The sequence below is a fragment of the Pontivivens nitratireducens genome, from assembly GCF_014235845.1.
Lineage (GTDB): Bacteria > Pseudomonadota > Alphaproteobacteria > Rhodobacterales > Rhodobacteraceae > Pontivivens > Pontivivens nitratireducens.
Genome location: NZ_JACJUQ010000001.1, coordinates 212,149 through 234,247, shown reverse-complemented (window position 1 = coordinate 234,247; position 22,099 = coordinate 212,149). Strand labels below are relative to the sequence as shown.

At 64.0% G+C, this 22,099-nt stretch carries 24 protein-coding genes and 1 tRNA gene; 12 read left to right on the top strand and 13 right to left on the bottom strand.

Annotated features, from left to right (window positions below):
* Window positions 1-69 precede the first annotated feature (69 nt).
* Genes fabI through H1S03_RS01260 form a run of 6 tightly spaced genes read left to right on the top strand, consistent with a single transcriptional unit; the run spans window position 70 to window position 4,391 of the window.
* Window positions 70-897, top strand: coding sequence for an enoyl-ACP reductase FabI (gene fabI / locus H1S03_RS01285; RefSeq protein WP_185803059.1), 828 nt, complete (start codon window positions 70-72; stop codon window positions 895-897).
* Between the two features lie 15 nt (window positions 898-912).
* Window positions 913-1,422: a xanthine phosphoribosyltransferase gene (gpt, locus tag H1S03_RS01280; RefSeq protein WP_166190444.1), complete on the top strand. Its 510-nt coding sequence runs from the start codon at window positions 913-915 to the stop codon at window positions 1,420-1,422.
* Window positions 1,422-1,865 carry a tellurite resistance TerB family protein gene (locus H1S03_RS01275; protein WP_185802800.1) on the top strand — a complete coding sequence of 148 codons (444 nt, stop codon included), beginning with the start codon at window positions 1,422-1,424 and terminating at the stop codon, window positions 1,863-1,865. Before gpt ends, H1S03_RS01275 begins: the two co-directional genes overlap by 1 nt.
* 50 nt (window positions 1,866-1,915) lie before the next feature.
* Window positions 1,916-2,683: an ABC transporter substrate-binding protein gene (locus H1S03_RS01270; protein ID WP_185803058.1), complete on the top strand. Its 768-nt coding sequence runs from the start codon at window positions 1,916-1,918 to the stop codon at window positions 2,681-2,683.
* Entirely contained in the window at window positions 2,680-3,660 is a 981-nt protein-coding gene (locus H1S03_RS01265) for a FecCD family ABC transporter permease (protein ID WP_185802799.1), read from the top strand. Before H1S03_RS01270 ends, H1S03_RS01265 begins: the two co-directional genes overlap by 4 nt.
* Entirely contained in the window at window positions 3,657-4,391 is a 735-nt protein-coding gene (locus tag H1S03_RS01260; RefSeq protein WP_185802798.1) for an ATP-binding cassette domain-containing protein, read from the top strand. Before H1S03_RS01265 ends, H1S03_RS01260 begins: the two co-directional genes overlap by 4 nt.
* 10 nt (window positions 4,392-4,401) lie before the next feature.
* On the opposite strand, the gene choV is transcribed toward H1S03_RS01260, so the two are convergent.
* The 5 genes from choV to H1S03_RS01235 all read right to left on the bottom strand — a co-directional run bounded on the left by choV (window position 4,402) and on the right by H1S03_RS01235 (window position 8,289).
* On the bottom strand, window positions 4,402-5,424 hold the full coding sequence (choV, locus tag H1S03_RS01255) for a choline ABC transporter ATP-binding protein (RefSeq protein WP_185802797.1): 1,023 nt from the start codon (window positions 5,422-5,424) through the stop codon (window positions 4,402-4,404).
* Entirely contained in the window at window positions 5,421-6,257 is an 837-nt protein-coding gene (gene choW, locus H1S03_RS01250; RefSeq protein WP_185802796.1) for a choline ABC transporter permease subunit, read from the bottom strand. The genes choV and choW overlap by 4 nt, the downstream gene beginning before the upstream one ends.
* A 69-nt stretch (window positions 6,258-6,326) precedes the next feature.
* Window positions 6,327-7,256: a choline ABC transporter substrate-binding protein gene (choX, locus tag H1S03_RS01245; RefSeq protein WP_185802795.1), complete on the bottom strand. Its 930-nt coding sequence runs from the start codon at window positions 7,254-7,256 to the stop codon at window positions 6,327-6,329.
* A 235-nt stretch (window positions 7,257-7,491) separates the two neighbouring features.
* Window positions 7,492-7,567 (bottom strand) — tRNA-Val (locus H1S03_RS01240).
* A gap of 59 nt (window positions 7,568-7,626) precedes the next feature.
* Complete coding sequence (locus H1S03_RS01235; protein ID WP_185802794.1) at window positions 7,627-8,289, bottom strand: HAD-IA family hydrolase; 663 nt, start codon at window positions 8,287-8,289, stop codon at window positions 7,627-7,629.
* Window positions 8,290-8,406: 117 nt separating this feature from the next.
* Here H1S03_RS01235 and glmU point away from each other — a divergent pair, with 117 nt between their 5' ends.
* From glmU to H1S03_RS01215, 4 genes are read left to right on the top strand one after another with little or no spacing between them, the layout of a single operon-like run.
* On the top strand, window positions 8,407-9,750 hold the full coding sequence (glmU, locus tag H1S03_RS01230) for a bifunctional UDP-N-acetylglucosamine diphosphorylase/glucosamine-1-phosphate N-acetyltransferase GlmU (protein ID WP_185802793.1): 1,344 nt from the start codon (window positions 8,407-8,409) through the stop codon (window positions 9,748-9,750).
* Window positions 9,750-11,573, top strand: coding sequence for a glutamine--fructose-6-phosphate transaminase (isomerizing) (gene glmS / locus H1S03_RS01225; protein ID WP_185802792.1), 1,824 nt, complete (start codon window positions 9,750-9,752; stop codon window positions 11,571-11,573). Before glmU ends, glmS begins: the two co-directional genes overlap by 1 nt.
* Before the next feature lie 57 nt (window positions 11,574-11,630).
* Complete coding sequence (locus H1S03_RS01220) at window positions 11,631-12,110, top strand: hypothetical protein (protein WP_185802791.1); 480 nt, start codon at window positions 11,631-11,633, stop codon at window positions 12,108-12,110.
* A complete protein-coding gene (locus tag H1S03_RS01215; protein WP_185802790.1) occupies window positions 12,110-12,790 on the top strand; it encodes a DNA alkylation repair protein in 681 nt (226 codons plus the stop codon). The genes H1S03_RS01220 and H1S03_RS01215 overlap by 1 nt, the downstream gene beginning before the upstream one ends.
* A gap of 34 nt (window positions 12,791-12,824) precedes the next feature.
* On the opposite strand, the gene H1S03_RS01210 is transcribed toward H1S03_RS01215, so the two are convergent.
* From H1S03_RS01210 to H1S03_RS01185, 6 genes are all read right to left on the bottom strand, one after another.
* On the bottom strand, window positions 12,825-14,621 hold the full coding sequence (locus tag H1S03_RS01210; protein WP_185802789.1) for a cation:proton antiporter: 1,797 nt from the start codon (window positions 14,619-14,621) through the stop codon (window positions 12,825-12,827).
* 26 nt (window positions 14,622-14,647) lie between these two features.
* On the bottom strand, window positions 14,648-15,256 hold the full coding sequence (locus H1S03_RS01205; protein ID WP_185802788.1) for an ElyC/SanA/YdcF family protein: 609 nt from the start codon (window positions 15,254-15,256) through the stop codon (window positions 14,648-14,650).
* Entirely contained in the window at window positions 15,253-16,890 is a 1,638-nt protein-coding gene (locus H1S03_RS01200; RefSeq protein WP_249777762.1) for an AMP-binding protein, read from the bottom strand. The genes H1S03_RS01205 and H1S03_RS01200 overlap by 4 nt, the downstream gene beginning before the upstream one ends.
* 21 nt (window positions 16,891-16,911) lie before the next feature.
* Window positions 16,912-17,163: a hypothetical protein gene (locus H1S03_RS01195; RefSeq protein ID WP_185802787.1), complete on the bottom strand. Its 252-nt coding sequence runs from the start codon at window positions 17,161-17,163 to the stop codon at window positions 16,912-16,914.
* Window positions 17,164-17,308: 145 nt separating this feature from the next.
* A complete protein-coding gene (locus H1S03_RS01190; RefSeq protein WP_185802786.1) occupies window positions 17,309-17,926 on the bottom strand; it encodes a glutathione S-transferase family protein in 618 nt (205 codons plus the stop codon).
* 19 nt (window positions 17,927-17,945) lie between these two features.
* Complete coding sequence (locus H1S03_RS01185; RefSeq protein WP_185802785.1) at window positions 17,946-18,344, bottom strand: hypothetical protein; 399 nt, start codon at window positions 18,342-18,344, stop codon at window positions 17,946-17,948.
* Between the two features lie 78 nt (window positions 18,345-18,422).
* On the opposite strand from H1S03_RS01185, the gene moaA reads away from it, so the two are divergent.
* Window positions 18,423-19,430, top strand: a complete 1,008-nt coding sequence (moaA, locus tag H1S03_RS01180; RefSeq protein ID WP_185802784.1) for a GTP 3',8-cyclase MoaA — start codon at window positions 18,423-18,425, stop codon at window positions 19,428-19,430.
* Window positions 19,427-20,362 (top strand): phosphotransferase, encoded by a 936-nt coding sequence (locus tag H1S03_RS01175; protein ID WP_185802783.1) that lies wholly within the window; start codon window positions 19,427-19,429, stop codon window positions 20,360-20,362. The genes moaA and H1S03_RS01175 overlap by 4 nt, the downstream gene beginning before the upstream one ends.
* Here the strand turns inward: H1S03_RS01175 and H1S03_RS01170 are convergent.
* Together H1S03_RS01170 and H1S03_RS01165 are read right to left on the bottom strand one after the other, a co-directional pair.
* Window positions 20,343-21,260, bottom strand: a complete 918-nt coding sequence (locus H1S03_RS01170; protein WP_185802782.1) for an alpha/beta hydrolase — start codon at window positions 21,258-21,260, stop codon at window positions 20,343-20,345. The two genes, H1S03_RS01175 and H1S03_RS01170, sit on opposite strands and share 20 nt — an antisense overlap.
* 97 nt (window positions 21,261-21,357) lie before the next feature.
* On the bottom strand, window positions 21,358-22,089 hold the full coding sequence (locus H1S03_RS01165) for a GNAT family N-acetyltransferase (RefSeq protein ID WP_185802781.1): 732 nt from the start codon (window positions 22,087-22,089) through the stop codon (window positions 21,358-21,360).
* Between the last annotated feature and the right edge of the window lie 10 nt (window positions 22,090-22,099).

Sequence of the window (22,099 nt, the reverse complement as noted above, 5' to 3'; positions counted from 1 at the left end):
TGCCGATCCTTTGACGTAAAGCGGACTGACCAGCAGAACAAGAGTGGAGCGCGAGGCGAAATGGCAGATATGTCGGGATTGATGACCGGGAAGCGCGGATTGATCATGGGTCTGGCCAATGACAAGTCCATCGCCTGGGGCGTCGCACGTGCCCTGCACGAGGCCGGGGCCGAAATGGCGTTCACCTATCAGGGCGATGCGCTGGGCAAGCGGGTGAAACCGCTGGCGGAAAGCCTCGGCTCCAACATCGTGCTGCCCTGCGATGTGACGGATGCGGCCAGCATGGATGCGGTCTTCACTGAGCTGAAGGACACATGGGGCAGCCTCGATTTCGTCGTGCACGCCATCGGCTTTTCCGACAAGAACGAATTGCGCGGCCGCTACGTGGACACCTCGCCCGACAACTTCCGCATGTCCATGGACATCTCCGTCTATTCGTTCACCGCGATCATGCAGCGCGCGGAAAAGATGATGAACGACGGCGCGGCCGCCCTGACGCTGACCTATTACGGCGCCGAAAAGGTGATGCCGCATTACAACGTGATGGGCGTGGCCAAGGCGGCGCTGGAGGCTTCGGTCAAATACATGGCCATGGACCTGGGCCCAAAGAACATCCGCGTCAACGCGCTCAGCGCCGGGCCGATCAAGACGCTTGCCGCGTCAGGAATCGGTGATTTTCGGTATATCCTCAAGTGGAACGAGCTGAACTCCCCGCTGCGGCGCAACGTAACGACGATGGACGTGGGCAAATCCGCCCTCTACCTGCTCAGCGACCTGGCCTCCGGTGTCACGGGTGAAAACCATCACGTCGACAGCGGCTATCACGTCGTCGGCATGAAGGCCGAGGACGCGCCCGACATCGACGTTGCCGTCGGTCGCAAACCCGCTGCCGAATAATCGAAAGGACGCCGCATGGCCGACCGTCTGCCCCACGAAAAGGGCTTTCATATTTCTTGGGATCAAATCCACCGTGACAGCCGCGCCCTTGCGTGGCGGCTGGAAAACGATGGTCCGGGTGCGGGCGGCAAATGGCGCGCCGTGGTGGCCATCACTCGTGGTGGCATGGCCCCTGCCATGATCGTGGCCCGGGAACTGGACATTCGCACGGTCGATACGATCAGCGTCAAATCCTATGCGCATCAGGATCAGGGCACGGCTGAAGTGCTCAAGAAGCCCGACGATGCCCTGATGCGGAACGATGGCGAGGGCGTGCTGATCGTGGATGATCTGGTGGACAGCGGTAAAACTCTGGAACTGGTCCGGTCCCTGTATCCCAAGGCGCATTTCGCGACCGTCTACGCAAAGCCGCAGGGGGAGCCGATGGTGGATACCTTCATCACCGGCGTCTCGCAGGATACGTGGATATTCTTCCCGTGGGACATGGCGCTGCAATACGTGCAACCGTATCGGGGCAAGGACTGATGTTCGCTGACCTGTTGAGAAAACTGACCGGCACCCCCGAAGACACGACGCTGGATGCCAGCGATGCCCGTCTGGCAATGGCGGCACTGCTGGTGCGCGTGGCGCGCGCGGACGATCTGTATCACCCGGCCGAGGTTGCGCGGATCGACGCGGTCCTGCGCCATCGCTACGGCTTGATCGAGGCAGACGCGGTGAGCTTGCGCACCGAGGCGGAGGCCCTGGAAGCGCAGGCATCCGATACCGTACGCTTCACCCGTTTGATCAAGGACGCTGTCCCCTACGAGGAGCGTGACGCCGTGATCGAGGCAATGTGGTATGTCGCCCTGTCCGACGATGACCGCAGCGAGGATGAAAACGCCCTGCTGCGCATGGTCGCAAACCTGATCGGCGTGACGGACCGTGACAGCGCGCTGGCCCGGCAGCGGGCGGCGAACAGGCTCTGAGCCGGTTCTGGCAGGTCTGGCTGTTGTGCACCTTTCTGGGTGCGCCCGCCATGGGCGAGTTTCTGGGTGCGCCCACCATCGGCGACGCCCCGCAGCGCGTCGTGTCGCTGAACCTGTGCACGGACCAGCTTGCCATGCTGCTGGCCGCGCCCGGGCAGTTGATCAGCGTTTCGCGCCTCGCCTCCGATCCGCGATCCTCCGCCATGGCGCGGCAGGCTGCGTCATGGCCGCGCAACGCCGGTCAGGCGGAGGAGATTTTTCTGCTGAACCCCGATCTGGTTCTGGCCGGGCGCTATACCGCGCGGGCCACCGTTTCGATGCTGGAGCGGCTGGGCATTCCCGTACAACGCTTCGATCCCGCCAGCGGTCTGGACGAGGTGCCTGACAGGATCGCCAAAATGGGTGAAGTTCTGGGACGCGAGGCTGCAGCAACCGCGCTGATCGCCCGGTTCGAGGCCGATCTGCTGTCCCTGCGATATGAGGTCGGCACGGTGCGCGCCGCGATCTATCAGGCGAATGGCTACACTCTGGGCAGCGGAACGATGGCGGCCGATATCATGGAGGCGGCCGGATTGCGCAACCTCATGGCCGATCGCCCCGGCGGGGGGCGTCTGCCGCTGGAGCTGCTGGTGATGCGCGCGCCCGACATGCTGATAACCTCCACCCCCTATCCCGGCGCGTCGCGATCCGAGGAAATCCTGTCCCATCCCGTGTTGCAGGCGATGGCCCTGCCCCGCGCGAATACCGGCCCGGACTGGATTTGCGGCACACCCTACGTCCTGCGTGCCATTCGCGATTTGCAGGAAGCCGCACGATGATACGGGTCTTCGCAGGCCTTGGCGCGCTGGTGCTTTTGCTGTTCGCGGCATCACTTCTGATCGGACCGGCGGGGTTGCCCGTCTCCGACAGCATCGACGCCTTGTTTCGGGGTGAGGGGGAGGCGATCACGCTTGTGATGCGCGAAATTCGTCTGCCCCGTGCGCTGCTCGCGGTCATGGTCGGGGCGTCGCTGGGTCTGTCGGGGGCGGCGTTGCAGGGCTATCTGCGAAACCCGCTGGCCGAACCGGGGCTGATCGGGGTCTCCGGCTCTGCCGCGCTGGGCGCTGTTCTGGCGATCCAGTCGGGCCTTGCAGCGGCTTTTGCCCTGGCCCTGCCCCTCGCGGCATTGGGCGGCGCGGTTGGGGCGGTCGTCCTGATCCTGCTGCTGGCTGGACCGCGCGGGTCGGCATTGACGCTGATCCTCGCCGGCATCGCGATCAGTGCATTGGCGGGGGCGTGCACCTCTCTGGTTCTGAACCTCAGCCCGAACCCGTTCGCGGCAAGCGAGATCGTGTTCTGGCTGCTCGGCTCCCTCGCGGATCGTTCAATGCAGCATGTGGGGCTGGTCGCACCCTTCATGGCGGCGGGGACCATTGCGTTGCTCAGCCTCGGGCGGGGTCTGGACGCACTTACACTGGGCGAGGATGCGGCAGCGGCGCTGGGAATAGATCTGGCACGCTTGCGCCTGATGCTGATCCTCGGCGTTGCGGCGACGGTCGGGGCGGCAACGGCGGTGGCGGGGTCCATCGGCTTCGTCGGGCTGGTCGCACCGCATGTTCTGCGTCGCGCGGTTGGCGCGAAACCCTCGCGGGTGTTGCCTGCCTCCGCGCTCGGCGGGGCGGCGATGGTTCTGGCGGCGGACATCGCCGTGCGCCTGATTGCACCGGAACGAGACCTGAAGCTGGGCGTTCTGATCGCCCTGGTTGGCGCACCGTTTTTCCTGCGCCTGATCCTGACCCAGCGGAGGGAGATGTGAGCCTGCTGACCCTCACCGATCTCAAGTCGTTCCGGCGTGAGCGGATGGTTCTGAACGGCATATCGCTTCACATCGCGGCGGGGGAGGTCGTGGGCCTGATCGGGCCGAATGGAGCGGGCAAGACGACGTTGATGCGCGCAGCACTCGGCTTGATCCCCTTTTCCGGCAATAGTTCACTGATGCAGATGGTGCCGCGACTTCGTGCGCGGCATGTCGCGTGGCTGCCGCAATCGCGGGAAATCGCCTGGCCGATCAGTGTCGAGGCGCTCGTCGCCCTCGGCCGTCTGCCCCATGGGGACACCGACCCTGCCCCCGTAACCGCCGCTCTGCACCGGATGGATTTGGAGGCGCTACGCCATCGCCCCGCGACGGAGTTGTCAGGCGGTGAGCAGGCCCGTGTCCTGATCGCAAGGACGCTGGCACAGCAAGCGCCGCTATTGATGGCGGATGAGCCTGTTGCGGGTCTGGACCCGGCGCATCAGATTGCCACGATGCAGGTTCTGGGCGATCTGGCGCGGGGCGGTCACGGGGTGCTGGTTTCGATCCACGATCTGGGCCTTGCCGTGCGCCATTGCACGCGGCTGATCGCGCTGGATCAGGGGCGCATTGCCGCCGACGGTCCGCCGCGGGAAGTTCTGACCCCTGCCCTGCTGCATCGGGTGTTCGGCATCACAGCGCATTTCGAGGACACGCCCCAAGGCCCGATCTTCCAACCACTGAGCACTGTTTAAGCCTGCATTTCTAAGTCTGCGGCTTCGCCAGCCCGTTCAAGACATCGCCCTGCGTGATCCGGCCCACCACCGCGCCCTCCTCAACCACGGCGAGGCTTTGCGCCGTATCGAGCGCATGGATCACGTCATTGACGCTGGCATCCGCCCCGATCCGACCGTCCTCCGTTCCCTGCGCGGGGACCATGACCGACCGCGCGCGCAAAACGCCCAGCGGGTTCATGTGCGCCACGAAATCAGCGACATATTCGTTTGCGGGGTCGGCGTGAATATCCTGTGGCGTGCCCGATTGCACGATGCGTCCGCCCTCCATTATGGCGATGCGGTCGCCGATGCGAAACGCCTCATCCAGATCGTGACTAACGAACAGGATCGTGCGTTTCAGCCGTTGCTGCAATTCCAGCAGTTCATCCTGCAACCGGGTGCGGATCAGCGGGTCGAGCGCGGAAAAAGGTTCGTCCATCAACAGGATGGGCGCCTGCGTGGCAAAGGCCCGCGCCAGTCCGACCCGCTGCTGCATTCCGCCCGACAACTCCCCAACCTTGCGGTCCGCCCACTCCGACAGGCCCACCAGATCGAGCTGTTCGCGCACGCGCTCTGCCCGCTCGGCCTTCTTCATGCCTGACAGTTCGAGGCCCAGTCCAACATTTTCCGCCACGCTGCGCCACGGCAGCAGGCCAAATTGCTGGAACACCATGGTGACGCATTCGCGACGCACCTTCAGCAGGTCCGCCTTGCTGGCCGAGGTAACCTCCGCCGACCAGTCGCCAGCGCGCACTGTCACCGATCCGCGCACGACCGGGTTCAAGCCATTGACCGCGCGTAGCAGGGTGGACTTGCCCGATCCCGACAGGCCCATCAGCACCAGAATCTCACCCTCGTTCACGTCGAGCGTGCAATCGTGCACGCCCAGTACCTGCCCCGTCTGCTCCTGAATCTGCGCGCGGCTCTGCCCGGCATCCATCAGCGGCAGCGCGCTTTCCGGCTCCGCGCCAAAGACGATGTTCACCGCATCGAGAGAGATCGCAACGCTCATTTCCGTCCCCTGACCCGCAACATCCGGTCCAGCATGATGGCCACCACCACGATGATGAAGCCGCTTTCGAAGCCGAGCGCGGAATCCACCCGGTTCAGCGCCCGCAGCACGGGCACGCCCAGCCCGTCCGCCCCGACCAGCGCGGCAATCACCACCATAGACAGCGACAGCATGATCGTCTGGTTCAGCCCGGCCATGATCTGCGGCACGGCGTAGGGCAGCTCGACCTTGAACAGTTTCTGTCGCGGCGTCGCGCCGAAGGCATCCGCCGCCTCCAGCAATGGCGCGGGGGTCGAGGATACGCCGAGTTGCGTCAGCCGGATCGGTGCGGGCAACACGAAGATCACCGTCGCCAGCAATCCCGGCACCATTCCGATGCCGAAGAAGATCACCGCCGGAATCAGATAGACGAAGGTCGGCAGCGTCTGCATCAGGTCCAGCACGGGCCGCATCACGGCATAGAGCCGGGGCCGGTGCGCGGCGGCGATGCCGATGGGTACGCCGATGGTCATGCAGACGATACAGGCCGACAGGACCAGCGTCATGCTTTCGGTCATCTCCTCCCAGTAATCCTGGTTGAGGATGAACAGGAACCCCGCGAACACCAGCAGACAAGTCTGCCAACTGCGTTGCAAAACCCATGTCAGCGCGACGAATACCGCGATGATGATCAGCGGATGCGGCGTCTGGAAAATCCACAGCAAGGTGTCGATCGTCGCTTCCATGCCGTCGGAAATCGCGTCGAACACGTCCGTGCCGTTGCGCTGCAACCAGTCGAACACGATCTCAGCCGTATCGCCGACGGGGATCTTGTTGTTGGTCAGCCACTCCATCCGTCGCTCCTGTCGTTCATCGTGAAAACGGCGCGAGGGGGCCCCGCGCCGTTTCTTTCAATGATTGGGTCAGTCTTCGATCACGGCCATGACGGCAGCTTTCGCATCACTCTCACCGTTCAGCGTGGTGACGCCATCCAACCAAGTGTCCAGCACATCGGGGTTCGCGGCCAGCCAGGCCTTCGCGGCATCCTCGGGATCCTCACCATCGTTGAGGATCGCGCCCATGATCTCGTTCTCCATCTCAAGGGAGAATTCCAGGTTTTCCAGCAAGGTGCCGACATTCGGACATTCCGTGACATAGCCCGCGCGCGTGTTCGTCATCACGGATGCACCGCCCAGATCGGGGCCGAACCAGTCGTCGCCCCCGGTCAGATAGGTCATGTCGAAATTGGCGTTCATCGGGTGCGGTTCCCAGCCAAGGAAGATGATCGGCTCACCCCGGCGGCTGGCCCGCTCCACCTGCGCCAGCATCCCTTGCTCCGAGCTTTCCGCGACTTCGAATTCGGTAAGGTCGAATGCCTCCGCCTCGATCATGTCGAGGATCAGGCGGTTGCCGTCATTGCCCGGCTCGATGCCGTAGATCGTGGAATCCAGCGCGTCGGCCTGCGCGGCAATGTCCGCGAAATCCGCGATGCCCAGTTCCGCGCCCGCCGCATTGGTGGCCAATGTGTATTTCGCACCCGTCAGGTTGGTGCGCACGGTGTCGACGGTTCCGGCCTCACGATAGGGGGCGATGTCGGCCTCCATCGTCGGCATCCAGTTGCCGAGGAACACATCGATATCGCCCTCGGCCAGCGAGGTATAGGTCACGGGCACGGAGAGGATCTTCACATCCGTCTCATAGCCCAGCGCCTGAAGCACGACGGAGGTGGTCGCGGTCGTCGCCGTGATATCCGTCCAGCCGACATCGGAGAAGGTGACGCTTTCGCACTGTGCGGCGGCCTGAGTGCCGATGGCGGCCAGTGCAATCGCGGACAGGGTGGTTTTGAGACGCATCTTGGAACTCCAGATTTTCTTGAGTGATAAGCCATCAGACGGTGGACCTACAGGGCAATGCAACCCCATAATCCGCATGCGGGCCGTCTGTCACCCCCACCGGCGGGGGGAAATGCGCGTCGAATGCACACAAGCACCCTTCGGGAATGCGCGCGGCCAAACCTTGTTCGCCTGCTTCGTTGGACGCAATCGCAACAGATGAAAACTATTGAAACAATACAGGAATTTTCAGAGATGGTGGGACGTACTGGATTCGAACCAGTGACCCCAGCGATGTGAACACTGTGCTCTACCAACTGAGCTAACGTCCCGTCTCTGGCGGTGCATTTCGCACCTTGCGCGAAAGGGGTCAAGCCTAATCAGGCGGTTTTCAGCGCGGCACCAATCCATCCAGCAGATCGCCGAGTTCATCGTAATGCGTCAGGATCGCGTCCGGCTTCAACTCCGCGATGCCCGCCCCCAGCGGGCCGAAGCCCACCAGCACCACCGGAACGCCGGCATTGCGCGCCGTGTCCCGGTCGGTTGTGGTGTCGCCCATCAGCACGGTACGCGCCATGTTGCCCCCGGCGCGGCGCACTGTTTCGATCAGGTGTTCGGGGTCGGGTTTGCGCACCGGCAGCGTATCCGCGCCCAGCATCGCGGCGAACCGGTCGCGGATGCCGATCTTTTGCAGCAGGGTTTCGGCCAGCCATTCGGGCTTGTTGGTGCAGACCCCCAGAACCCATCCATCCGCCGCCAACCGGTCCAGCGCGGCCTCGACCCCCGGATAGAGACGCGTATGCACGTCGATATGGGCGTCGTAATGATCCAGCAGCGTCTGGTATTCCTCGTCGATGATCAGATCGGTCAGACCAAGTCGTTCGACCCCCAGTCCCAGCATGGCCCGGCCGCCACGAAAGGCGGTCAGCGCATCGGTCGCGTGATCCAGCGGCGCCGCGTGCCCGCGCCCGATAAAACAGGCGTTCGCCGCCGCGATCAGGTCTGCGCTGGTATCCGCCAGCGTGCCGTCTAGGTCGAATATTGCGGTGCGCATGGGAACTCCTCGAAATGGTGCCGATGCAATCGACTGAAACGAAACCTGATCGTCGGTGCGCTTTCCGGCACCGCATGCCGCTGTTATAAGCCCGCCAACACGAGGGACCACATCATAATGAAAACAGCCGCAATCATTCTCGCCGCCGGTCAGGGCACGCGAATGCAGTCCGACCTGCCCAAGGTTCTGCACCAGATCGGATGCGCGCCCATGGTGGTCCACGCCATGGCCAGCGCGAACACGCTTGAGCCAGAGCGGTTGATCGTCGTGACGGGTCACGGCGGCGATCTGGTCGAGGGCGCGGTGCGTGACTGGCGCGCCGATGCGATTTTTGCTGTGCAGGCCGAACAGCTGGGCACCGCCCATGCCGTGCAGCAGGCGGCGGCGGGTCTGGAAGGGTTCGACGGCGACGCGGTGGTGCTCTACGGCGATACGCCCTTCATCTCGGGCGATACGTTGGCCGCAATGCGCGATGCGCGCGCAGATGGTGCAGCCGTGGTGGTGCTGGGGTTCGAGGCTGCAAATCCCGGCGGCTACGGTCGCCTCGTCACCGGCCCCGACGGTTTGCAGGCCATCGTCGAGGCGAAGGAAGCCACGCCCGAGCAACTCGCCATTACCCTGTGCAATTCCGGCGTCGTCATGGCCGATGCCGCCACCCTGCTGGATCTGGTCGGGGCGGTCGGCAACGATAATGCCAAGGGGGAATATTACCTCACCGATATCGTCGGGCTCGCCCGGTCGCGCGGGATGTCCTGCGCCGCCGTTACCTGCGCCGAGCAGGAGACGATGGGCGTGAACTCCCGCACCGATCTGGCAGCGGCGGAGGCCGTGTTCCAGTGGACTCGCCGTGCCCGCGCGCTGGAGGACGGCATCACCCTGACCGCGCCCGAGACCGTGCATTTCGCCTTTGACACGCATATTGGCCGCGATGTCACCATCGCGCCCAACGTCGTGTTCGGCCCCGGGGTCACGGTGGAAACCGGGGCGGAAATCCGAGCCTTCTGCCATCTTGAGGGCTGTCACATCGCCGAGGGTGCCCAGATCGGCCCCTATGCCCGCCTGCGCCCCGGCGCGGAGGTTGGTGGCGGCGCGCGCGTCGGCAATTTCGTTGAGGTCAAGAACGCCATCCTGCATGCAGGCGCGAAGGTCAATCACCTGACCTATATCGGCGATGCCGAAATAGGCGAACGTGCGAATATCGGCGCGGGCACCATCACCTGCAACTATGACGGAGTGTTCAAGCACAAGACGACCATAGGCGCGGATGCCTTCGTCGGCTCGAACTCCGCCCTGGTGGCGCCCGTGACCATCGCGGATGGCGGCTATGTCGCCTCCGGCTCGGTCGTGACCAGCGATGTGGGACCGGGCGATCTGGCCATCGGGCGCGCGCGGCAAGTCAACAAACCGGGCCTTGGCGCCCGCATGGTGGCGCGTTTGCGCAGCCTCAAGGAGAAACGCTGATGTGCGGCATTATCGGTATCCTGGGTGAGCATTCCGCCGCCCCCCTGATGGTCGAGGCGCTGCGTCGTCTGGAATATCGCGGCTATGACAGCGCCGGCATCGCCACGGTGCACGACGGCGTGCTGGGCCGTCGTCGCGCGGTGGGAAAGCTGGGCGCGCTGGCCGATCTGCTGGTGGTCGATCCCATCCAGGGCCGTTCCGGCATCGGGCACACCCGCTGGGCCACGCATGGAAAACCGACCGAGGCAAACGCCCACCCCCACCGCTCCGGCCCCGTCGCAGTCGTGCATAATGGCATCATCGAGAATTTCCGCGAATTGCGTACCGAGCTGGAGGGCAAGGGCCACACGTTCGTCACCGAGACGGACACCGAAACCGTAGCCGTCCTGTGCGCACAATACCTGACGGACGGATTGCCTCCTATCGAGGCTGCGGTGGCAACGCTCAAACGTCTTGAAGGGGCCTTCGCGCTGTGCTTCCTGTTCGAGGGCGAGGACGATCTGATCGTGGCAGCGCGGCGCGGCTCCCCTCTGGCAATCGGTCATGGGGAGGGTGAAATGTTCGTCGGCTCCGACGCTCTGGCGCTGGCGCCGTTCACCCGCCGCATCACATATCTGAACGATGGCGATCACGTCGTTCTGACCCGCGGCGGGGCGAAAATCTTCGACGCCGATGGCGCCGCGACCGACCGGCCCATGAAAACCGTCGCGCTGGACAACATGATTGCGGAGAAGGGCGAGCATCGCCACTTCATGTCCAAAGAGGTGCACGAACAGCCCGAGGTGCTGTCCTACGCGCTGCAACATTACGCCGGTCCGGGCCGTGACCGGATCGAAGGTGCAGCCGACGCGGTGGACTTCACCGGAACCGACCGACTGATCATGGTGGCATGCGGCACGGCCTTTTATGCCTGTCAGGTCGCGAAATACTGGTTCGAACAGATTGCGGGCATGGTCGTGGAAATCGACATCGCGTCCGAGTTCCGTTACCGCAACCCGCCGCTGCGAGACAGCGACATGGCGCTGTTCGTATCACAATCGGGTGAGACGGCGGACACGCTGGCCGCCCTCACCTACTGCAAGGGCAAGGCTGGCAGCATCGTCTCCGTCGTCAACGCCATGGAAAGCTCCATCGCCCGCGCCTCGGACGCAGCGTTGCCGATCCATGCGGGGGTGGAGGTCGGCGTCGCCTCGACCAAGGCGTTCAGCTGCCAGCTTACCGTATTGTTGTCGCTGGCAATTCACGCCGGCCGCACGCGCGGGCATCTGAGCGCGGCGGATGAGGCGCAGCTGGTCTCGCGCATGTTCGAACTGCCCCGCCTGATGAATGAGGCGATCGCGACCGAACCCCAGATTGCCAAGCTTGCCCAATGGCTTGCCGGTGCGCGTGACATTCTGTTCCTGGGCCGTGGCCTGATGTATCCCATGGCACTGGAAGGAGCGCTGAAGCTAAAGGAAATCAGCTATATCCACGCCGAGGGCTATGCCTCGGGCGAGCTGAAGCATGGTCCCATCGCCCTGATCGACGAAAACGTTCCCGTGATCGTTTTCGCGCCGCGCGACGCGCTGTTTGAAAAACTGGTCAGCAATATGCAGGAGGTCATGGCCCGCGGCGGGCGTGTCCTGCTGGTAACCGATGCCGAAGGCGCCGAGATCGCCCGGCACGGCACGGCTGAGGTTTTGGTGATGCCGACGGTAGATCCCCGGCTCGCACCGATGGTTTATGCTATACCTGCGCAGTTGATTGCCTATCATACGGCCGTGACCAAGGGGACGGACGTGGACCAACCGCGAAACCTCGCCAAATCGGTCACGGTAGAGTAAAGTTCCATTCGTATCCGACGCCAAGATCGGGACGTTCGAGTAGTTCGAGGAGAGATTATGAAACGCATCGTGGCAAGCGCATCGCTGCTGGTTCTGCTGTCGGCATGTGTCGAACCGCAGGCAAGTCTGCCGGATTCCGCGCTCAGCAGGGCGGGATGTTATACCGTCGATCTGTATGACGATCCGTATCGGCGCAACGAGATTCAACCCGCCAAGGTCGGCCTGTCCGACAATTGGAACCGCTATCTGGGCGTCTGGGGTGAGGGTGCGTGGAACGGGGGCCAATGTCATGAAATTCACGTGACGGAGGTCAACCAGGACGGCTCCGTCGTGGTGATCGACACCGTCGCCCCATACGAGACGCTGCGCGCCGAGAGCCATCGACGCACCGGACGTATCGACCGCAACGGACGATTGATCGTACCGGGCAGCAATGGTCCGACCGTCTACAGCTATGAAAACGGTCGCCTGCGCGGCACCCGTTTCCGGCGCAGCGGCGGTACGGATCATGTCATTCTGTTACCGAAATCGTCCTGATGCCGACCCCGGGCGCGGCGCTCGACGCCCTCATCGCCCGCGCGGATCCCGTCCGCGCGGCTGAAATGGCGACCTATCACAAGGTCGAACGCCGCTACCTCGGTCTGAGCAATGACACGGTGGAAAACCTCGTGCGTCCCTGGCGCGCCGATCTGGACCGCGATGCGAAGGTCACCTTGGCCGCGGGTTTATGGGACAGTGACATTTACGAGGCGCGGATTGCCGCGACCAAACTTCTGACCCAGGCGCAGATCAAACCGGATGACGCGCCGGTCTGGGACCAGGTGCAACGCTGGGTCGTTCAGTTCGACAGCTGGACCATTGCCGATGCGGCGGCAAAGCCTATCGAGCGTCGCCTGATCGCAGACCCCTCTCGCCTTGATGCGGTGGCGATGTGGACGGAACATCAGAACATGTGGACGCGCCGCGCCGCCCTGGTCTGCACATTGCATTGGGCGAAGGGACGACACCCCGACGCCGCGCATCTGGAACGGCGCGAGCAGGTGCTGACGTGGATCGCGGCGCTGGTTTCCGATCACGAATGGTTCACACAAAAGGCGATTGGATGGTGGTTGCGGACCCTGTCACGGCAGGATCCTGCGCGCGTCGCTGAATTCCTGAGCCTGCATTCGGACGGAATGCGGGCAATCGCGCGCAAGGAGGCGGCAAAACACCTTTGAGTGTTGCCCCCTCCCCGCGAAGGCGGGCCGCAGATCAGGACGAACCGGACCCGCGATCCTTATCCTTGTGATGAAATGCCAGAATTCGCGTTCCGGCGGGAATCTTCTCAGGTGGCTTACCATCGTAAAACAGCAAGCCGCTGTCATTGATCCGCCCCAAAATCCGGGCGTCCTCGTTGAGGGCGAGGTAATCATCGAGACCGAATTCCTCGGTCAGTCTGGTCACGCGAAACGCCCAGCCTGCTGCCTCCAGCCGCATGAAATCCTCATAGGGCATACCCGATCCAAAGGCGCGCCCCCCGATGGTGACCGGCATGGCGGCGCGGCCCTCCGTCTCATCGCAGCGGCCAACCTGAAACACCTGTCTTCTGCCGAATTCCGGGCCCAGATCGGTGCAGACCAGCGCGTTGTAGCCATCGTTGTCCGTCGCGGCGAGAACCACACCATATGCGCTCAGATCCAGCGTATGCTCGACAGTCTCGGACAGGATCTCCCCGTGATACACCTTCACCCCTGCCTCACGCGCGGCGCGCAGGCGGAACCAGTTGCGATCCACGATCATCGTAGGGATTTCCGCCTTCTCCAACGCCCGCGCCAGATTGACCGCCCAGCGTGAACCTCCGACGATCAACAGGCCCGGAACGGCCTCGGATGTCAGCTTCAACCGCCGCGCCAACGGTCCGATCGAAAATCCGTGCAGCACCACCGTGCCCGCCACCAGCGCGAAGGACAGGGTCGTCAGGCTTCGCCCGTCCTCGATCCCCAGTTCGGCAAGTTGCGTTCCGAAAAGACCTGACACAGCGACCAGAACGACGCCCCGCGGTCCGATCCAGGCGATCATCGACTTTTCTGTCCACGGCAGACCGCTGCTCATCAGCGACAGCAGCACGGTCAGGGGCCGGGCGATGAAGATCACGATGGCGACGAACAACACGATGCGCAGGTCGATGCTGGCCAGTTCCGCCATGGTCAGCGAAGCCGCAAGCAGGATGAAAACGCCCGAGACCAGAATGACGGTCGCGTGTTCCTTGAACCGCCGGATTTCGTCCAGAGACGGCAAATGCGTGTTCGCCAGAACGACGCCCATGATGGTCACGGCCAACAAACCGCTTTCATGCAGGATATAGTCGGATGCCGCATAAATCGCCAGAAGCGCGCCAAACATCACAGGCACCTTCATATATTCCGGCACTTTGCCCCGGTTGAACGCCCATGCAATCACACGCCCCCCCAGATAGCCCAGCACACTGGCGACGGCGATGCCCAGAAACACGTGCCAGATCGCGCCCCCCACGGTGGTGGAGGTTCGCAGCGCCACCACCATTTCATAGGCCAGAACGGCTGCCAGGGCACCGATGGGATCGTTGACGATCGCCTCCCATTTCAGGATTCTGGCGACGCGCGGCTCCATCCGCGCCTGCCGCAACAGGGGCGTCACCACGGTTGGGCCGGTGACGATCATGATGCCGCCGAACACGATGGCGGTCTCCCAACTCAGCCCGGCGATGTAGTGCACGCTTATCGCGGAGAGCAGCCAGCCGAGCGGTGCTCCGATCATGACCAGCCGCAACACCGACGGGCCCGCATCGCGCAAGCTCTTTAAGTTCAGGGTCAATCCGCCCTCGAACAGGATGACTGCGACCGCAACCGCGATGATGGGCTTGAGCAGAAATCCGAAGCTGGCCTCCGGATCTATCAGCCCGGTCAAGGGCCCTGCCAGGACGCCCGCCAGCAACATCAGGACGATCGCCGGCAACTGGAACCGCCACGCCAGCCATTGCGAGCCGATGCCCAGGACGCCGATCAGCGCGAATGTGGTAACGGGATCCATGGATTATCCTCAGGTCAGGGTCAGGGTCAGGTCAGGGTTCGAATACGCCAATCGCGTGAGGCGCCCAGCCCTCCGGCCAGCCCCCAGGCGATCAGTCGCAAGAGATTGATCGGTCCAGATAGTCCTTCACGCGCGAAGAACCATAGCGCACGCCGCATCCCACGACGATAAGTCGTGCCGCGCAGTGCCGTGACGGTATACCCATGCCCGCGAAACAGCATCGCCGCCCGGGCCAGATGAAAATTGTCGCTGACGATGACAATGGCGCGCTCCCCGATGATGGGCTGCGAAAACAGGGCGTTCTGCTGTGTGGTGCGGCTTTCATGCTCCTGCGTGATCCGGTGCGGCTCCACGCCCAGTTGCTTCGCCTCCGCCGCCATCAGCGCCGCCTCGGACCCGCCGCCCGCCAAGCCTCCGGTCAGGTGCAGGGTCTGGCCCGGACCCAGTGACGCCACCCCGGCCGCAACGCGGGCCTGACCGACCGGCTGCAACTGTCCAACGCGCGCGCCACCGCCCAGCACCACGACGACCTGCGCCCTTGGGTCGATTCCGCCTGTCGGTCTGGTCCAACCATAGGCCGCCATCGTCAGGCACAACGCCGCGTAGCCACACAGTATGAACGCGATGATGCTCACGTCCCGCGATGCGCCCTGTCGCGCAGTTCACGTCGCAGGATCTTGCCTGTCGCAGTCATCGGCAGATCCGTGACGAAGACGACATCGCGCGGGGCGACATGCGGGCTGATCCTTTCGCGGACCCGTGCGATCAACGCAGCCGCCTTGCCCTGCTCGGCTGTACCGGGGCGCAGGACGACGTAGGCCCGCACGGCCTCGGTCCGGACGGGATCGGGCACGCCGATCACGCCTGCCATCGTCACGTCGGGGTCGGCGGTAAGACATTCCTCGATCTCGCTCGGCCCGATGCGATATCCGCTGGAGGTAATCACGTCATCCAAGCGCGAGGCAAAGAAAACGAAGCCGTCCGCGTCCATCCGCGCGACGTCGCCGGTCAGCATCCAGTCACCGACAAATTTCTCCGCCGTCTTTGCCGGATTGTTCCAGTATTCCAGGAACATCGCGGGGTCGGGCCGCCTGATGGCGATCTGGCCCTCCTCGCCGGATGGCAGTGCATTGCCGGAGCTGTCGAGGATGGCAACCTCATGCCCCGGCACCGCACGGCCCGTCGAACCGGGACGCGGCGGGTCCAGACTGGACATGTTGCCCAACACCAGATTGCATTCGGTCTGGCCATAAATTTCGTTGATGGTCACGCCCAGCCGCGATCGCCCCCAATCCAGCAGATCAGCGCCCAGCGCCTCGCCCCCCGATCCGACCGTGCGCAGCGTCGCGGGATCGCCCGAGGTCTGGCGCATCAGTTTCAGCGCCGTCGGGGGCAGGAACACGTTGCGGATCGCCAGCCTGTCAATCAGGTCAAAGGCCTGATCCGGGTCGAATTTCGCCATTCGGTGCGCCACCAGCGGCACACCCATGCTCAGCGCGGGCAACATGACATTGGTCAGCCCGCCCATCCAGGCCCAGTCGGCAGGCGTCCACATCCGGTCCCCGGCTTGCGGCAACCCCTCGTGATGCGTCTCGACCCCCGGCAGATGGCCGAGAAGGACCTTATGCCCGTGCAACGCCCCCTTGGGCGGACCGGTCGTGCCAGAGGTGTAGGAGATGAACGCCGGATCGTTCAGCGTGGTTGTGGCAACGGGGCGATGATCCGCCGCCTTGCCCAGTTCCTGCCAGAACCCGAAGGAACCGGCATTGCGTTCGTCGATGGAATAGATGAACTTCAGATCCGGCAGCCTGTCGCGGATGTTGAGCAATTTCGGCAGGTTCGCGCCGTCCGTGATCACGACCTTGGCCCCGGAATCGTGAAGCCTGTAGTGCAGCCCGTCCTCGCCGAACAGGGTGAACAGCGGAACCGCGATCGCGCCCAGCTTGTAGGCCGCCAGATGGGTCAGAACCGTCTCGGGCGTCTGGGGCAGCAGAACCGCCACCCGGTCACCTCGATTCACGCCGCGCGCGGCAAAGGCATTTGCCAGTCGGGACGAGGCCCGGCTGAGCTGGATATAGCTGTAATCCCGCAACTCTCCGTCCGGGCGCAGATAGGTCAACGCCAGCCGATCCGGCTGCGCCCGGGCCCACCGTTCACAGGCCTGCTCTGCGATGTTGTAGAGCGCGGGGCGCGGCCACCGAAAATCGCGGCGCATCGCGAACCAGCTTTCGCGCGCAGGCACCAATGGTTGATACAGGGTTTCAGTCATCGCGGCGGCTCCTCCCCTCGGTCATAGCGTATTCGACATGATCGGCGCCAGCAGACGTTCGCTCATCGCCCGGCCATAGCCGTCAATCTCTCGGTAGGTCACGGCCTCCACATACAGCGCGAATGTCAGTTGCGCCCGCCCCGGCGGTTGCATCCAGCCGACATACCACCCCCCATATGGGCCGCCAAAACCCCGTCCGTAAACCGGCCCCGCCCCCGATACCCCGTGCACGTCCACACCTGCAATCGAACCGTCCTGCGCGATGGCGATCACGGTCTCGCTCGCATCTGTCGAGACATCGAGCGCCCCAGCCCCCAATGCGGACAGAAAGCCCCTGTTCCGTTACGCTGACCTCCAGCGTGCCATCCATCCAGAAGGCATCGCCCTGCCAGAAACGTCCTGCGCGAGGGCGCGGACCTCACATCTTCGGCCGGGTTTGCGCGAAACAGGGGATCGCCTGCGCGTCCGCGATCAACCGGTCCAGATGGGGCAGCGGGCCGGCGTCGATGCCGGGAAAGACCAGCCGCGCCATATCGGCCGAAACCACCGTGGCGATATCGCCACCGCCCGGCGCATCCGTGCCGGACATCCAGCCCTCGATCGGAACGCGCCCCTCCATCGCGCGCAAGCCCGCGACGATCTGCCCCTCCAGCCGTTCGATCCAGGCGGGATAGTGAAACTCGACGGGGCGGCGCACCTTGTCATAGACCAGCGCGACGATCTTCTCCCCGGTTGAGGTGGCATAGGCGATGTCCTGCAACATCGACCGGCGGGCGGCACCGGTGGCCGGGATCAGACGCCGATCCTCGGGCGCGGTTTCCTCCAGATAATCGGTGATGGCCCAAGTCTCCACCAGCACCTCCCCGTCGTCGAGGACCAGCGCAGGCACCCGGCCCAGCGGATTGACGGCCTTGACCTCCTCCCACTCAGGCCCGGCGACCTGTATCTGTCGCCGCTCGATCGTGCGATCCTGCAAGGCGCACCAGATCGCGACGCGGCGGGCAAAGGGCGACATATCGCGTCCGTAGAGTATCATGTTAAAAATCCTTTTCTGTTCAATCCGATAACCTGAGGGCGGAGACATCGTAATAGACATCGACGATCACCAGACGGGCCTGGTCGATGCCCAGGGCCCGCAATGCGTCGAGCGAGATGCGGTCGATCCCGTCGCCCTGCAAGGGGCGCAGTTCGACCTGTGTGCTCACCCCGGTTTCCTGATCGGTGATCCAGCCGGGAACGCGCCGGTCTACCGATGCCATGGCCAGCCATTTTCCCGAACCCTCCGTCGATACCTCCGCCAGGGTCGATCCGATCAGTCGCGCGGTAACGGGGGACGGGCGCGATTCCTCCACCGCCGGGCCCAGCACCTGCTCCACCGTCGATCCAACAGGCGCGACGGGTGCGCATCCGATCACTGTGCCCGCCAGCGCCGGTACGATCCATTTACGCAGCATCCGCAACCCTCCTGCCCCTACACAACAGCGCCTTCGTCCAGCTTGCAAGAGAGGTTGACCATGCATAGTCTTGGGCACATGAACACACAAAACGCCCCCTTGATCGACCCCTTCGCGCGAACCATCGACTACCTGCGCGTCAGCGTCACCGACCGCTGCGATTTCCGCTGCACCTATTGCATGTCGGAGCATATGACCTTCCTGCCCAAGGCGAAATTGCTGAGCCTTGAGGAGCTGGACCGCCTCTGCACGTCCTTCGTCGATCTGGGCGTCAAGAAGCTGCGCGTGACCGGGGGGGAGCCGCTGGTGCGGCGCGGAATCATGTCGTTTTTCGAGGGCATGTCGCGGCATCTGGACTCCGGCGCGCTGCATGAGCTGACGCTGACCACGAACGGTTCACAACTGCGCCGCTTCGCGCAACCGCTGTTCGATGCGGGCGTGCGGCGGGTCAACGTCTCGCTCGACACGCTGGATGAGAAGAAGTTCGCCGCCGTCACCCGCTGGGGCCGTTTCGCGCAGGTTATGGACGGCATAGATGCGGCGTTGGAGGCTGGGCTGAAGGTCAAGATCAACGCCGTCGCGCTCAAGGGCGTCAACGACGATGAGGCCGTGGACATGGTCCGCTGGTGTCACGCCCGCGGGCTGGACATGACCTTTATCGAGGTGATGCCGATGGGCGACGATATCGAACGGCTGGACGAATACTGGTCCCTGGACGATGTGCGCGCGACACTGGCCGAACAGTTCACCCTGACGGACATTCCGCTGAACACCGGCGGTCCGGCCCGTTACATGCGGGCGGAGGAAACCGGCGGGCGCATCGGCTTTATCACGCCGCTCAGCCATAATTTCTGCGAAAGCTGCAACCGGGTGCGGCTGACCTGCACGGGTCAGCTCTACATGTGTCTGGGGCAGGACGACGACGCCGATCTGCGCAAGGTGCTGCGCGCCTCGGACGACGACGCCGCCCTGCACGACGCCATCCGCCGCGCCATCGCGCGCAAGCCCAAGGGCCACGATTTCGACTATTCCCGTCAAACTGTCTCTGGCGAGATGGGCCGCCATATGAGCCATACCGGCGGATGATCCGCCGCGCCCGCGCGCGTCGCGCCCACCTCGCCCGACTGGAACAGGCTTGGGCCGAAGGATTGCCCTTCGACAATATGCGCCTGCTGCGCGCCAAACCGGCAAAGACGGTTCTGGCGCTCGACAGTGCGCGCGGCCCTGTCGTGGCCAGCTTTTTCGGCCCGCAATCGCTCGACCAACGGCCGGAGGGGGTTGCCGCCGCGCATAAGCTGCTGACCGAGCGTCTGCCCGCCGGTGCCGTGCCCGCCCTGATCGCCCATGTCGAGCAGGCAGATCTGGTCATCAGCGAACAAGTTCGGGGACAAACGGCCGCGGATTTGATCCGCGACGATTCCACCTCCAGCGACGCGGCGATCCGGGCTGCGGCGGTCTGGCTCACCACTCTTCACGATCTGGTGGAGCGGCCCGATGCCGCGCACGACTTCACCGGGCGGGTGAAGGTCGCCTCGGTTGACGCCCCACCGGCCATGGGGGCCGAGATCGCCCGGCTGGCGCGGGAACTGACCGGCCTTCCCGTGCGTCAGGTCAAGTTTCACAACGATTACAAACCCGACAACGTGGTGATCGCAGACGGGCGCACCTGCGCGATCGACTTTCGCAACACCCGCTTTCGTCCCGCCAGCGTGGACGCCGCGCATTTCCTCACCCGTGCTGCCATCTATGCGCTGTCGGTGCGTGATCCGGGCCCGGTCAATCGCATCGGGCTGCCGCTATCCGTGACGCAGCCGTTCGATGAGGCCTATGGCCGTGCGATCAGTGCCGAGCCGATGACAGAACTGTTCATCCTGACCAATATTCTGCTGGCGGAAATCAAACGGGCCTCGCGCCCCGCAACACGCCGCCTTTTGCTCGCCCGCCGGGGGCAGCACGGGCGCGGGCTGCGCAAGTTGCTGACGCTCAGCGAAGCGGCCCTTACCCCAACACCCGGTTGAGAAACGCCGCCTGCCGCGCATGAAACTGTGCCGCAATCTCGATGTCGAAGGCGTCGAGCACATGGATACCGCCGGGATAGACCGCCAGATCCGTCTCGTTCCCCGCCCCGGCCCAGCGTGCGGCCATCATCAGCGTATCGTCCTTCAGCGGATCAAACGTGCCGACCTGAAACAAGGCGGGCGGCATTCCGGCCAGATCGGCATGAAGCGGCGACGCGGCGCGGCGCGCCTCGGCGTTCATCGCCAGATTGCCGACGAACCACTGGATCGTCGGGGTGGAGAGCACCAGCGACCGGCTGCCCCACTGCGCGGCAGAGGGCGTCAAATCCAGATCGTAGATACCATAGTTCAGGCACAGCCCCGCGACCATGCCGCGCAATTCCAGCCCCAGCAGCGCGGCCAGATGACCACCGGCGGATTCACCGCCGATGAACAGGGGGCCTTCACCGAAGGGATTCTGACCGATCAGATGCATCGCCGTCGACCGACAATCCTCCAGGCAGGCGGGCCAGGGATGTTCGGGAGCCAGCCGGTATTCGACCGACGCCACCGTCAATCCGGTCTTTGCGGCAATCGCTTGATTCAGGCGGTCGTAATGCGTGGGCCGCCCCAGCGTCCAACCGCCGCCATGCACGTGCAGATACACCCCCCGCCCCGAAATCCCCGGCGAAATGCGCAACCGCCCGTTTTCGAATTCGTGCCAGTGGGAGCCATCGTCAGGCCCGGCAGAGGGAAAGACTCCGCGCCCATCGTCGCGGGCCTTGCGCGTCACCTCGGGTGGGATCGTGTGGGTGGGTGGCAGGTTCGACACCTGCTCCACAAATCGCGCGACGAAAGCGCGGGTTTCTTCGGTAATCGCCTCATCCGCGAACCAGTCCGGGTCGATCTCGATGCTCATGTTCCCCTCCGCTTTGCTGGTGGAGGTTAGAGCTGCACCGACATGCGGTCCATCCCCCATGCTCCCCCACACTCTTCCGAAGCCGCGCGGCGCGATTTTACAGCGCGCTTGCGCGCAGCAGCTTTTGTCGCATGGGCGGAATGCCCTTGATCTCCAACCCGGTGAACACGTGCAGCGTGTTCAGGTCGTCATCCACCACCGCATGATCGGACACCCACCCCCCCATCAGGAGATAGGTCCGCAAGAGCGGCGGCATCCCCTTCATCGCCTTCTTGAGATCCGGCTTTTTCAACCGCTGACCAAAGGGGAAGATGCGCGGTGCCTTGACCCGGGGCAACCAACGCTTGGGCGCAAGGTGCCGCTCCCTCAGCAGGTCGAACGCATCCATGTAGGCCTCCTCCTGCACACCGGGAAACGAGGAGCAGCCGAACAACATTTCCACATCGTGATCGTCGACATATCGCACCATCGCCCCCCAGGCGATGCGCAGTATATCGGGGTCCCTATGGGATGGAGCGATGCAGAATCGACCCATCTCCACCATTGCGCCGGGATAGACGCTCAGCGCCTCCAACCCGTAATATTGCGCAGAATAGCTGGTCTGAATGTCGCCGCCCGTGGCGAAGGACATCAGGCGATAGCAACAGACAAGGGTGTCGGTGCGCTCCTCCTCGATCAGGACATGCGTGCACGACCTGTCGAAATCATCGGCATCGACGCCGCTTTGCTCACCACGAAAGGTTCTGGAGCGCAGGCGCTGTGCCGCAGAGACATCCGCCACATCCTGCGAGAACCTCACGCGATAGCGACCTTTCCTGAAGACCTTCATGGGGTGTCTC